We start from the raw sequence: 13,182 nt of genomic DNA, 5'->3' as shown, positions 1-13,182 counted from the left end.
ATTTTTTGTTAGGGGTGATGGAGCATGTTACGAATGAAAGGAATTATGATGATTGTCATAGGTTCAATGTTATGGGGTGCTACAGGACCTATGATGGAGTGGATTTTGAATCATAGCGACATGTCAGTTTCCATGATGTTGATCTTGCGTCTGACGATAGCAGGAGCGGCTGTTCTTTTATTACTAAAGGCTAAAGGCGTACAAGTAGGGCGTCCAATGAGGCAGAAACTGTGGTTTCGAAAGATGATCGCGTTCGGTGTGATCGGTATGCTAGGTGTGCAGTTTGGTTTCGTCCAGACGATCGCGCATAGTGACGCAGTAGTCGCTACACTCTTCCAATTCGTCGCGCCTGTATATATCATTATCCTATTGTCCATTACCCAAAGATCCTTTCCGCCGGGCGGGCAAGTGATTGGTATGGTCGTCGCATTGTTCGGTCTACTCTTGTTATTGACTAATGGGTCGTTTTCCAGCATATCATTAAACACAACCGCCATTGTGTGGGGGGTAGTTGTCGGGATTGCCTTTACATTTTATACATTGTATCCAGTTGTTTTGATGGCAGAGTGGGGCGTATTACTCGTTGTTGGTTGGGGGATGTTCATTGGTGGATTGGCATTATTTATCATCAATTTACCGATGTTCTTCATGAATTTAGTTATCTTGCTAAATGGACCGGCGATGGGGATGTTGTTGCTCGTTATTATCATGGGGACGCTTGCCTTTATTTTGTTCCTACAAAGCATGACATACATTTCACCTGTAGAGACAAGTGTATTGTCTAGCTTTGAACCGCTAACTGCGATGGTAGTATCTGTCGTTTGGTTAGATCAACTGATGGGGGGCTGGCAAATTAGTGGTGCGATTACTATGCTACTTGGAGTTATTTGGTTATCTGTAGGCGGCAATCGAAAGAAGAAGACTGTTGCGCCACCAGATCCAATTCAACAATATGAACCATATGATTCGTAACCGACTAAGCTAGTACAACAAAAACTCGCTTATCCAATACGCTGGATAAGCGAGTGTTCTTCATTTCTTTTCATCAATATCTAACGTTGTATTATCTGAAAACGTAACATCTAGATCAAACTCATCGTAATCATCAAGACCATACCACTGAAGAATCTTATCGATTGCTTGCTCTTGCGTCGTATCACTATCTAGCAAGATCTCGATAAACATAGGATGCATACTATCAATCGCTTCATTACCTTTTTGATTTACTTCTTGAAACTCATTCAGATATTCCGCATCACCAGGCTTTACACCTTCATAATCCACTTCGATTTTCTTATTATCCTTCTTGATCGTCAAATCAAAATCTGTGAAGCCGTAACCGTCACCGGTGTTGATTGTACTGCCTTTGCCTTTCTCCTCGTCCTCAAAACCAATGGCTGTATTATTATCTGGTGGATCTTCCTTTTTAGAACAGCCCCCGACGACTAAAAGAGACGCAATTCCAATAATCGATAACATTTTATAAAAAGACATCCGCTACATCCTTTCTGAGTGCATGGTACTTATATTATCGCCAAAAAAGGCATGCGCTAAACCACGATTTCCTAATGTAGGGGGGAGTTATTTTTTATACATATTTTCGTTCAAGAATAGAACCTAGCATTTGGCGAATAGGTAAGATTTGACCATTAGGCAGGCGAATCTTTCCGTGGTAATATCCAACTGTTTGATAGACAGACATTTTGCGTAGGAAATACTGTTCAAGTGTCTGGTTTTGGAAAAACGGTTTGAATAGTAATGAAATATCGTCTGATTCCTTAGTGTTAATACGCCAAGGATTCATAAGATTGCCTTTATCTTGTTCAAATACTACATCTTCATGGAATTTATACATCGTACCTTCCACGAATACTGCATTTTCAGTGATACCTGTACCGTCTGTCCAACTTCCTCCCAAATTCAATCCGACCCTTTTGCCGCCAGTTCGCTGAGAAGCCGTAGCCCATTCCCAGTTCTCCATGGTAGTCCAAACACCACGGCTGTAATCGTATACAGCAAAGCTATAGTAAGGGTTAAAGTCATAGCGACGATCTCCAACTTTGACAAAACCACCAGTAGGCAAAATTGTATGTTTTGATGTGAAGTGGAAGGAATCCCGACTTCTTGGAACCACAACATTAAGTGAGTCATCTTTTTCAGGATGAATAATATGTAAATCTGCATGAAGTATTTCATTATCAAAATCCTGAATGGTTACAGATAAATGCGTTTCACCTTGCATATGAATGACCTGAACTGTAATTTCATCATGAATGAATTTAATACTATCCAATGGTTCGTGTGGCATGTGAACGCGTCGCCCAAAAGGTATAGATATATGTTTTTCATAAAATCGCTGTGTTTCGTAATTTAATATGTAAATAAGGCATAGTGCTTTATAATCTAGATGGACAATGGTTGCGGAAAATAATAAATCTTCTCCATAGATGGACCAATGATTCCATCTTTTCTTTTTCATGAACTGACCTTTTAGGTTGCTGACTACTAGCGGAGTATGTGAAAAACCGATGGATTCAGGATTAAGAAGACCTTTAGAATCGCATAGCGGTACCGTTTCTTTAATTTTCTTTTCTGCATACTGCATCTGTCATATCACCTTCCTTGCCTATTGTCTTTTCTTTGACTAGTTGATATACTCTATATTGTATCAGAAACGAGGGGCATTAGCTCAGCTGGGAGAGCGTTGCGCTGGCAGTGCAAAGGTCAGGGGTTCGAGCCCCCTATGCTCCATAAACAAATTTGTGGCAGTTCTTGAAGTGAGTCTTCGGGAGCTGCCACTTTTTTTGTACAAAGTAGTTAATACTATTTTATAACACTAAATGAATTAATATACACATTATCGCATATTAATAGATTCATGAATAGTCATCAAGAAGTTTTCATCTAAAGTATTAATTCGTAGCCTCTTTTTGTCATATAGTTTGGCAAGGAGGGGTTTTTTTGTATGATCGACAAGCGGCAGTACGTTATGCAGATAAATGGTGGGATGGTAGGAATCCAGCGTTTCCTATAGTGGATGATGATTGTACGAATTATATTTCCCAGTGTTTACTAGCAGGTGGTGCACCGATGCATGGTTATCCCAATCGTGAAAAGGGCTGGTGGTTGCGTAAAGGTACTTGGAGTTTCAGTTTTACTGTAGCCCATTCATTGCGCTGGTATTTAGCAACTTCCAAGAAAGGTTTAACAGCTACTCAAGTCGGCTCGGCCGAAGAACTTCAAATCGGTGACGTCATCGCGTATGATTTCCAAGGGGATGGACGTTTTGATCATTCAACCATTGTGACAGCAAAGGATGGGAATACACCACTAGTCAATGCACATACCTATAATGCGTATCACCGAACATGGGATTATAAAGATTCCTACGCCTATTCACCTAATGCAAAGTATATATTCTTTAAAATAAACGACTATTTCTCTTGAATCGAAACTAGGCGTTCGAAGTGTTTTTTGCTTCGCCTCTAGTAACTACTCGCCAAGTTAGGTATACTTAGAAACAGTTATAGTACACATGCAAAGGAGAAGGTTGAGTGTGAATGAACAAGCATTATCGGTAAGAGAGGCCATCGTTACGCGGCGCTCGATAAAAAACTTTAATGGTCAACCGATCGAACCTGAAATCATACCAGAAATTATAGAAGATGCCGTCTGGGCACCGAACCATGGAAACCGTAATCCTTGGCGTTTGATAGTAGCAGCAGATGCGCAGTATAAGCAGCTTCTAGATGTATTGAAGGAATTCGGCGTAGCGAACTGGAAGCAACTTTCCGACGAAGACTTAGACAAGCAAATGAAAAAGTTTTCGTCTGCGAGCGCGGCTGTTTTCATTATCGTACCTGAAGATGCACGCCAAAAAGAACGTTTGGAGGATTATGCTGCAGCAAGTATGCTAATCCAAAATATTCAATTGCTCGCGTGGGATCGGGGTATAGGAACGTGCTGGAAAACACCACCATTCCTAGATAATCCGAAATTCCGCGAACGTTTAGATGTGCAACAAGGTGAACGCATCATCAGCATGTTACAATTTGGCTATTTCGATACGTTACCAAAAGCAGCTCCACGTAAAACAAATGAAGAAATCATTACGTATTTCGGCGTGAGTGAAGAAGAATAAAACATAAAAACAGGCATCCATTTGGGGAGTGCCTGTTTTTACGTTTTTTATTGTCTCCGCGCTCATAGACCTTGTCTCCGCGCTCATGGACCTTGTCTCGGCGCTCATAGAACTTGTCTCTGCGCTCATAGACCCCGTCTCCGCGCTCATAGCCCCCGTCTCCGCGCTCATAGCCCCCGTCTCCGCGCTCATAGCCCCCGTCTCCGCGCTCATAGCCCCGTCTTCGCGCTCATAGCCCCCGTCTCCGCGCTCATAGCCCCCGTCTTCGCGCTCATAGCCCTCGTCCCCGCGCTCATAAAGCTTGTCTTCACGCTCATAGACCTTGTCTTTGCGCTCATAGCCCTAGTCCCAGCGCTCATAAAGCTTGTCTCCGCGCTCATAGCCCCCGTCACCACGCTCATAGACCAATCAACCTTACATCCCCAGCTTCTCAATCTCACCATAATAACTACCAATCACACGTAGCCCTTTATCAAAATTCTCCAAATGAAAATGCTCATTCGGTGCATGGAAATTTTCCGTATCCAAACCAAAGCCCATTAACACAACAGGTAAATTAAGAATCTCGTCAAATGCAGCGACAATCGGAATCGAACCGCCACCCCGCGTATAAACAGTCGGCACGCCATATACTTGTTCATACGCTCTGCCAGCTGCTTGAATCACCTCATGATCGTAAGGAGTCAAATAAGGCTTACCTTTATCGAACTCGGTCACTGTCACTTCACAGCCAACCGGTTCGTGCTTGGCGATATGTGCGCGCAACTTGGCGACGATTTCATCTGGATCTTGATCAGGCACTAGACGACACGTAATTTTCGCGCCAGCTTCTGAAGGCAACACAGTCTTGATACCTTCGCCAGAAAAGCCTCCGAAAACCCCATTTATCTCTAACGTCGGACGTGCCCATGTACGTTCTGTATACGAATAGCCAGGCTCGCCCGTTAGTTCTTTAACGCCAACTTCTTGTTTCACAGCTTCTTTATCAAAATCAAGAGAAGCCCATGCTGAACGCTCTTCTTCCGTTAAATTACGCACTTCATCATAAAAACCATCAATTGCAATCGTACCTTCTGCATCGCGGAATGAAGCTAAAATTTCAACTAATGCATGAATTGGGTTTTGAACTCCGCCACCATATAATCCAGAGTGAAGATCGCCTTTTGGACCTTTTACATCAATCTGCACACCCGCTAAACCACGCAAGCCATAGCAAATCGCGGGCTGTCCAGGGCCGTACATTCCTGTATCGGAAATAACAATTAAATCAGCAGCTAGTTTATCTTGGTTATTTAGAATATATTCTTCCAAATTAGGGCTACCGATTTCTTCTTCGCCTTCAATAATTAGTTTAACGTTGACCGGAAGTTTTCCGTCCAATTTCATTAGCGCTTCAATCGCTTTGACATGCATGAACACTTGCCCTTTATCATCGCTTGCTCCGCGCGCATATAATTTACTATCACGAATAGTTGCTTCAAACGGTGGGGTCTCCCATAAGTGAAGGGGATCAACAGGCTGTACATCATAGTGGCCATAAATTAAAATAGTTGGTTGATTTTCCGCATGTAACCAGTCTGCGTAGACGACAGGTTGACCGGCTGTTTCTTCAATAGATACGTTTTCGAGTCCGGTATTCTCGAACATTGTTGCTAGCCACTCAGCTGCTTTTTTCATATCTGGCTGATGTTCCGAAAGAGCACTAATACTTGGAATCGCCAAAAAGTCTTTTAGTTCATCCAAATGGCGCTCCCGGTTCTCTGTGAAGTATTGATCCAATGATTGTAATGTAGTCATCTGAAACCCTCTTTTCTTTAGACTTTTTCTTTCCCACAGTATAGCAGAATTTCTAGATTTTATAAGGTTTAGTCGCTTATGAAGAGGGGAGTCACTTTGTGAAACTTACTATAAACGTACATCTGAAATTAACGGATACACATATATTTGTGTTATACTAATTGAATTAGAAAACGTGGATTTTGAGAAAATTTTTATGATTCTTGATTAAAAATACACAAGAAACGCTGGGGGAGACGCAATTGTTTATTGCATTAGGACTTTGTTTATTTTTGTCCTTTTTTTTATCGGGAAGTGAAACAGCTTTAACTGCCGTGAATCGCATGAAGGTTCAGCTACGTGCAGATCAAGGGGACCTGAAGTCGATTAAGTTACGAAAATTACTATCGAAGCCGGATCGAATGATTACGGCCATATTAATTGGCAATAATATCGTAAATATTTTAATGCCGACCATCGTGACGATGATTGCGATTGATAAAGGGTTAAGCATTGGATTACTAACAGGAATATTGACGGTCATTTTAATTATATTTGGTGAAGTATTACCCAAAACGATAGCAGCTACTTTCGCAGATCGGATTGCTTATATCGTGGCACCACCAATTAATGTGCTTGTTAAATTACTCATTCCGTTAACCGCTATTTTGGCATTGTTTACAAACTTCTTTGTTCGATTGATTTCAAAAGGGGCTGTAACGGAAGCGACGCTTACTAAGGAAGATGTACGTTCTATGGTAGACATCGCATCAACTGAAGGTACGTTTGGCCAAGACGAGTCGATTCGTTTAAAGGGTGTTTTGGACTTTAGAGAAAAAGACGTAATGGATGTCATGGAAACACATCGTACGGATATTATTTCGTTGTCAATGGATTCCACATATGAGGAAGTGCGGGACGTGGTATTACAGTACTTTTACACACGTTATCCAGTGTATGAGGAAAGTATTGACAAGGTAGTCGGTATTTTTTATTCGAAAATGTTAATCGAGTGGTCAATGTATCCAAAGCGAAAGTTTTCGGAAGTGATTGATACGCAACCATTATTTGTTGTACAGACAGCGAGTGTAGAATTGGTATTTAAACGCATGCTAGCGCAGAAAAAGCATATGGCGATTGTGTTGGATGAATACGGTGGAACGCTCGGTATTGTTACGCAGGAAGATATTATTGAAGAAATGATTGGGCAAGATATAGAAGATGAAACGGATGTTGCAGAAGAGTCGATGGTTTTTGAAAAGGATGAAAATCTTTTAGTTTGTCAGGGACGTCTGGAAATTGAAGATGTCATTGAGTTATTAGATATTAATTTGCCAACTGACCACGACACGATTGGTGGATTCGTTTTCCAGGAAATAGGTCATATCCCCGAAGAAGGCGAATGGTTCGTGTATAATTCATTGTTGTTTGAAATTGAAGAGATGGATAGAACGCGAATTTTACGTCTGAAAATTACAAAACAGCAGGAGCAAGAAGAGGCGATTGAAGCATAGAACATGTCAAGTAACCTTACATAAATGTAAGGTTACTGAAAGAGAAACCGATAGTTTGTAATGAATGTGTCGTTCATAATAAGGGTAACAGTTACTAATGGAGGTTACCTATAATGAATACTGACTTAAACGCATTATATGAAGAGTATGGCCGTTACCTATATCATTTATGTCTTAAATTGACTCGAAATAAAGAAGAAGCAGAAGATCTTATGCAAGATGTCTGGGTGAAAGTAGTTCGCTACAGTGGCGAAATGAGCGGGGTCAATCGTATGAAAGCTTGGTTAACTACGATTTGTATGAACACTTTCCGCGATCGTTACCGTAAAAATGTTCGTAACAGCCAATACGTGATGAATCAACCTGATACATTAGACGTTCCGATTTTAGATCTGGTTCCCAGTAATGCAAAAACGCCTGTGGAATTGGTTGAACAAAACGATATCCAGTCGCTCGTTCAGGAGAAAATCGGTGAGCTAGACGGCATTTATCGTAAGACAATCGAGTATTTCTACGTGAATCAATATTCGTTAGTGGAGATTGCTAGTTTGATGAGTGTATCAATCGGTACAGTCAAGTCACGCCTTTTCCGCGCGAAGAAGTATTTGAAGGAGTTACTAGTACAAGACCAAGCGGCACAAGAATACGTCATGGCCTAAGCTCACCTCGCGTGGGCTTTTTTGCTATGGAAATAAAAGAAGTATGGATGTTGAAATTAGTAAGGAATTCAGTAATTTCTAGACACTTCGATCCGCTTCTGAATTTTGTTAAGTAATCATCACTGTACTCCCTTCGGCGCTGGCGGATGGCTCACGCAATAAGCCAGAAAGGAAGAGCGCCTCTCTGTCTTATCGCTCCGCCTACCGCTTGTAAGGCGCCTACGTTTTGTGAGTGGAAGTAAGTGATAGTACGTTGAAGTTAGTAAGGGTTTCAGTAAGTTCTAGCCACTTGAATCCGCTTCTGTATGTAAAGAAGTAATCATCACTGTACTCCCTTCGGCGCTGGCGGATGGCTCCCGCAATAAGCCAGATAGGAAGGGCGCCTCTCTGTCTTATCGCTCCGCCTACCGCTTGTAAGGCGCCTTCGTTTTGTGAGTGGAAGTAAGTGGCATAGTACTTTAAAGTCTAAAAGTGAGTTTACTATGTACCAAAGCCTACTAAAACCTACTAAAACTACCTTGTACTCAAAAAGCGTAGGCACAACTGCGGGGTCAGCCGAAACAAAGAGACAACTAGCGTGAACTTTCGCTAGATGGCTCTTTGTGGGAGGCAATCCCCCACGTGCCAAAGCGGTGATAGAAAGCTGACCTTTACTAACTTCAGTATTGAAAAAGTTAGTAAGGGATTCTGTAAGTTCTAGACACTTCAATACGCTTCTGAATTTTGTTAAGTAATCATCGCTGTACCCACTTCGGCGCTGGCGGATGGCTCCCGCAATAAGCCAGATAGGAAGGGCGCCTATCCGTCTTATTGCTCCGCCTACCGCTTGTAAGGCGCCTACGTTTTGTGAGTGGAAGTAAGTGATAGTACGTTGAAGTTAGTAAGGGTTTCAGTAAGTTCTAGCCACTTGAATCCGCTTCTGTATGTAAAGAAGTGATCATCACTGTACTCACTTCGGCGCTGGCGGATGGCTCACGCAATAAGCCAGAAAGGAAGAGCACCTCTCTGTCTTATTGCTTCGCCTACCGCTTGTAAGGCGCCTACGTTTAATGAGGGAAAGTAAGTAGCATAGTACTTTGAAGTCTAAAAGCGAATTTAACTAAGTACCAAAACCTGCTAAAACTACACTGTACTCAAAAGCGTAGGCACAACTGCGGGGTCAGCCGAAGCCAGGAGACAACTAGCGCGCCCTTCGCTTGTTGGCTCCTGGCGGGAGGCAATCCCCCACGTGCCGAAGCGGTGATAGAAAGCTGACCTGTACAAACTTCAGTACCATAAAAAAATCGAGCAACGCCCCAACACAAACTGGTTTTCCTATGTACAAAGCCTACAAGTGTCCAGCAACGAAAAAAATGACCTCCATCATAATCGATAAAGGTCGCTTCATTCATTATTCAGATACCGCCGCCAACTGCTTATTCAAATCAGCCAAACGTTCCTCCATACCAGCCAACCGACGCTCAGCATTTTCAATCATCTTATTATGACCCATAGACTCCAACTTCTCCATATCGCCCTGCAAACTAATATAATCCATCTTCAACTGTAAAATTTCTTGTTCCAATTGATCCTTATTCATTCAAGAAAACCCCTATCTGCGATTTTCCCTAAGTGTAACATATCCCGTCGGTTTACGTTTCGGAAATTCGAGCAAATAATGAATCACTTCCAAAACCTTTTCCTCGCTTGAACCGACCTGTAACTTCAGTTGCCGCTTAATCGCACGTTCCTTACGCGCCTCATGCAATAAAGGTTCCATAATTGCATTCAATAAATTCGACTGCGTCACTTTGCGTCCAAGACCGAGGTGGGTGAAGCCGTTTGATTCTGTCGGGAAACCTAAGTTTGATTCGAACTCATTTTGGGCAAGTACAATACAAGGAACACCAATTATGGCCACTTCATATGGTGTATAAGCAGCATCACATAAAATCATATCCGCTTGTGCGAAGAGTGCCAATCGATCGGTAGGTGCGCGAAGAACTTTCGTGTTCCTACGACTTAACGCCATCAGTTGAATCTCGCTTACATCATGCGCATAATTAGGGCCAATGACAACAGAAACGGCTAAAGGAATTTGTAGTTGCTTAATATGTCTCATCGCACGAAACGTTAAATTACCGGGATCTTCATCACCAAATGAAATGACCAAATGAGGTGAGTGTGAAAAAGGCTTATCCTTTAAACCTGCTTGACGGAACGATTGTAAGGAGCTGTCGACCACAAACGTCTCAAAGCCAGCAATGTAATGGTTAGGAAGTGGTTCGTGGGTGTCTGCATATAGTGTTTGGATGACCCAATCCGCTTGCTGGCCACCTTCACCGAAATCATCAAAATGCAAAATACTCGGTACCAGCTCTTGTAGCTTGGCCATTTCGTCTTTATAGCTAGAACCGCTATCGCGTATTAATAAGTCAGGCTGAAGACGCGTAACTAATTGGATGAGAGAAGATGGCCCTTCAATCTCATAACATGTAAAATCCGTAGTAGGGGCAAGTGTTTCTGGATCATGTAAGAAAATGATCTCCGCTTCTGTTTTCAATTTATTTGCTAATAGCGTTGCACGTCGTAGAGGATAACTTCCTTTTCCGTCAGTTATTGAGAGATACATCACAATTGTTTTTTTGGCTTGTTGTTCGATTGGAACCACCCTTTCTGAACCTGCTTCGTTCCTCTTACCCTATGAAAAAGGGGAATAGTTTATTACAATGAAAGGCGAGTATAGAAGAATTGAGCGTATACGATGGAAGGAGGGGAATCACATGTTTAATTCGTTAGTGATGGATTTAATGTTGGTCGTATTAATTGGGGTAGGATCGCAGTGGGTGGCATGGCGTACAAGAATGCCCGCGATTGTCGTGATGGCGATTGCCGGTTTACTCGTCGGTCCGATTTTTGGATTGATTAATCCGCAACAATCAATGGGGGATTTATTTGGGCCGATTATTACATTTGCAGTTGCTATTATATTATTTGAAGGAAGTTTGAATCTCGATTTTAAAGAAATTAAAGGGTTTGGGCGACCGGTTGCACGTATTGTAACGATTGGTGCGTTTATCGCTTGGATTGCAGGTTCTCTCGCAGCGCATTATATTGCGGGATTGTCATGGGAAGTAGCATTCATTATTGGGGGCTTGTTTATCGTCACGGGTCCAACGGTTATTTTACCGTTACTGCGGCAAGCTCGATTGAAACCGCGCCCTGCAGCAATTTTAAAATGGGAAGGAATTGTCGTTGATCCGTTCGGCGCGTTGCTTGCGGTATTTGCTTTTGAAGTTATAAAATTTATCAATGACGAAGTAACGGTGAAGACGATGACGTTATTCGTTGGTGCTTCGTTGTTCTCGGTCTTGCTAGGATGGGGAGCGAGCCGCATTTTGGGGAATGCATTTGAAAAAGGAAAAATCCCTGAATATCTGAAAGCGCCGATATTATTTGGAGTAGTGTTATTCGTTTTCGTTTTGTCAGATGAAATTATGCACGAAACAGGGTTGCTAGCAGTTACCGCGATGGGGATGACGATGGCTAATATGCGACTGACGACATTACAGGATATCCGTCATTTCAAGGAGAATATTTCTGTGTTGTTAATTTCGGGGATATTCGTTATGTTAACCGCATCTCTTGATCGGCATATATTAATTGAAATTTTAAATCCTAAAATTATTATGTATGTTCTGGCGATGCTGTTTATCGTCCGACCATTGTCCATTTGGATATCAACTATTGGAACGGATTTGACGGTGAAAGAAAAGACGTTAATCGGTTGGATTGCTCCACGCGGAATCGTCGCGCTGACGGTATCTGGATACTTTGCGACGATCTTACTAGAAACGGGCTATAAAGATGCTGAACTGTTAACTGCGCTAACGTTTGCGCTTGTATTTTCTACCGTTGTTGTGCATGGCTTTTCAATCGGTTGGCTGGCGAAGAAACTAAATTTGACGACTCCGGAAGAATCAGGTGTCGTACTGATTGGTAGCTCACGTTTTGTGGCGGAATTCGCGAAGTCTATTACTGAAGCGGGGCATAAAGTGCTGATTATCGATGATTCATGGGGCGGACTATCGAACGCACGGAAGCTCGGAATCCCTTCATATATGGGTGATATTTTATCTGAGCATACGGGCTATCACCTAGACTTGACGCCTTACCGCTATATCGTAGCAATGACCAAAATGGATACGTATAACTCGCATGTATGTGCAGATTTTACACCGGATCTAGGACGGGATTTACTGTTCCAGACGTCTCCGCATAAGCGAGGGAAAGATCATCAAATTAATTTGACGACTGGGCAGATTTTATTCACACCGAACTTGTCGATTAATGAATTGGAGGAACGCATCAATTCTGGATACGTCTTCCGTAAAACATTGCTAACGAAGCAGTACAGTTATACGCAATATTTACGGGAACGGGATGATCAATCTGTGCTACTCTATATCCTGCGTGAAAACGGTGATATGGAATTCTACACAGCAGAGAAAGAGCTCCAAGCACAAACGGGTGATACGATTGTTGCGCTATCCACGCTAAATAAAACGATTGAACGGACGATAGATCGCTTAGAGGAAATAGGCGGTAAGATGGCAATTAAAAAAGAAGTAATTGAAACTAAATTTTTAGAAGATCCGCCCAATGAAAAGCCGGAAATTCCTGGTGAAACGCCACCTAAAATTAAAGAGTAGTACAGAAAGCACGTCAGACAGCACGTATCGTCTGGCGTGCTTTTTCATCTAGACAATGTTTGCGAATTGATAGAAACGGGTATTAATGGTACACACAATATGAAGCGAATTTGAATAAAGCGGAAGTTGTATAGGTAAAAGGATATAAAGGAGAATCTACAAAACGATTCGCGAATATATGTCATCCCGCACAGCTATTACACCAGTTGATTCCTCAAAAGCGCGTGCAACGAATCGTATGCAAACATATTACAGCAATGCATTTTCCGCTTATGCCATTCAGAGTCAGGCGAAAAATAACCAATACCAAATCGAATGGCCTCAAATGAACGTCAGCGTCTAATTAGAGACTATAGTTCATCCATGAGCTTCGCCATATAAAGTCCGTTTCCTCCAGTGAA

General features: G+C 42.2%; 13 protein-coding genes and 1 tRNA gene. 9 read left to right on the top strand and 5 right to left on the bottom strand.

Features of this window, described 5'->3' with window-relative positions:
* Window positions 1-24 precede the first annotated feature (24 nt).
* A complete protein-coding gene (locus CSV79_RS05200; protein WP_099687979.1) occupies window positions 25-972 on the top strand; it encodes a DMT family transporter in 948 nt (315 codons plus the stop codon).
* A gap of 60 nt (window positions 973-1,032) precedes the next feature.
* Here the strand turns inward: CSV79_RS05200 and CSV79_RS05195 are convergent, their stop codons facing one another.
* Both CSV79_RS05195 and CSV79_RS05190 read right to left on the bottom strand, forming a co-directional pair.
* A complete protein-coding gene (locus tag CSV79_RS05195; protein ID WP_099687978.1) occupies window positions 1,033-1,494 on the bottom strand; it encodes a YusW family protein in 462 nt (153 codons plus the stop codon).
* 94 nt (window positions 1,495-1,588) lie between these two features.
* Window positions 1,589-2,605, bottom strand: a complete 1,017-nt coding sequence (locus CSV79_RS05190; protein ID WP_099687977.1) for a DUF2804 domain-containing protein — start codon at window positions 2,603-2,605, stop codon at window positions 1,589-1,591.
* A gap of 73 nt (window positions 2,606-2,678) precedes the next feature.
* Here CSV79_RS05190 and CSV79_RS05185 point away from each other — a divergent pair.
* The 4 genes from CSV79_RS05185 to CSV79_RS16560 all read left to right on the top strand — a co-directional run bounded on the left by CSV79_RS05185 (window position 2,679) and on the right by CSV79_RS16560 (window position 4,376).
* Window positions 2,679-2,751, top strand: a tRNA-Ala gene (locus tag CSV79_RS05185).
* Between the two features lie 210 nt (window positions 2,752-2,961).
* A complete protein-coding gene (locus CSV79_RS05180; protein ID WP_099687976.1) occupies window positions 2,962-3,447 on the top strand; it encodes an amidase domain-containing protein in 486 nt (161 codons plus the stop codon).
* 109 nt (window positions 3,448-3,556) lie between these two features.
* On the top strand, window positions 3,557-4,141 hold the full coding sequence (locus CSV79_RS05175) for a nitroreductase family protein (RefSeq protein ID WP_099687975.1): 585 nt from the start codon (window positions 3,557-3,559) through the stop codon (window positions 4,139-4,141).
* 28 nt (window positions 4,142-4,169) lie between these two features.
* Entirely contained in the window at window positions 4,170-4,376 is a 207-nt protein-coding gene (locus CSV79_RS16560; protein WP_143560538.1) for a hypothetical protein, read from the top strand.
* Between the two features lie 179 nt (window positions 4,377-4,555).
* On the opposite strand, the gene CSV79_RS05165 is transcribed toward CSV79_RS16560, so the two are convergent.
* Window positions 4,556-5,938: a dipeptidase gene (locus CSV79_RS05165; protein WP_099687973.1), complete on the bottom strand. Its 1,383-nt coding sequence runs from the start codon at window positions 5,936-5,938 to the stop codon at window positions 4,556-4,558.
* A gap of 242 nt (window positions 5,939-6,180) precedes the next feature.
* On the opposite strand from CSV79_RS05165, the gene CSV79_RS05160 reads away from it, so the two are divergent.
* Both CSV79_RS05160 and CSV79_RS05155 read left to right on the top strand, forming a co-directional pair.
* Window positions 6,181-7,431, top strand: a complete 1,251-nt coding sequence (locus tag CSV79_RS05160; RefSeq protein WP_099687972.1) for a hemolysin family protein — start codon at window positions 6,181-6,183, stop codon at window positions 7,429-7,431.
* A 113-nt stretch (window positions 7,432-7,544) separates the two neighbouring features.
* Window positions 7,545-8,090, top strand: a complete 546-nt coding sequence (locus tag CSV79_RS05155) for an RNA polymerase sigma factor (protein WP_099687971.1) — start codon at window positions 7,545-7,547, stop codon at window positions 8,088-8,090.
* 1,390 nt (window positions 8,091-9,480) lie between these two features.
* Here CSV79_RS05155 and CSV79_RS05145 read toward each other — a convergent pair.
* Window positions 9,481-9,669 (bottom strand): SE1832 family protein, encoded by a 189-nt coding sequence (locus CSV79_RS05145; protein ID WP_099687969.1) that lies wholly within the window; start codon window positions 9,667-9,669, stop codon window positions 9,481-9,483.
* 12 nt (window positions 9,670-9,681) lie between these two features.
* Entirely contained in the window at window positions 9,682-10,740 is a 1,059-nt protein-coding gene (locus tag CSV79_RS05140) for a CMP-N-acetylneuraminic acid synthetase (RefSeq protein WP_099687968.1), read from the bottom strand.
* A 112-nt stretch (window positions 10,741-10,852) separates the two neighbouring features.
* Here CSV79_RS05140 and CSV79_RS05135 point away from each other — a divergent pair, with 112 nt between their 5' ends.
* On the top strand, window positions 10,853-12,781 hold the full coding sequence (locus CSV79_RS05135; RefSeq protein WP_233201372.1) for a cation:proton antiporter: 1,929 nt from the start codon (window positions 10,853-10,855) through the stop codon (window positions 12,779-12,781).
* 178 nt (window positions 12,782-12,959) lie between these two features.
* Window positions 12,960-13,124 carry a hypothetical protein gene (locus CSV79_RS16745; RefSeq protein ID WP_158232470.1) on the top strand — a complete coding sequence of 55 codons (165 nt, stop codon included), beginning with the start codon at window positions 12,960-12,962 and terminating at the stop codon, window positions 13,122-13,124.
* Window positions 13,125-13,182: the final 58 nt, after the last annotated feature.

The sequence above is a fragment of the Sporosarcina sp. P13 genome, assembly GCF_002743055.1.
Lineage (GTDB): Bacteria > Bacillota > Bacilli > Bacillales_A > Planococcaceae > Sporosarcina.
The sequence above is the reverse complement of the archived record's forward strand: the minus strand, read 5'-3'. Positions and strand labels throughout refer to the sequence as shown.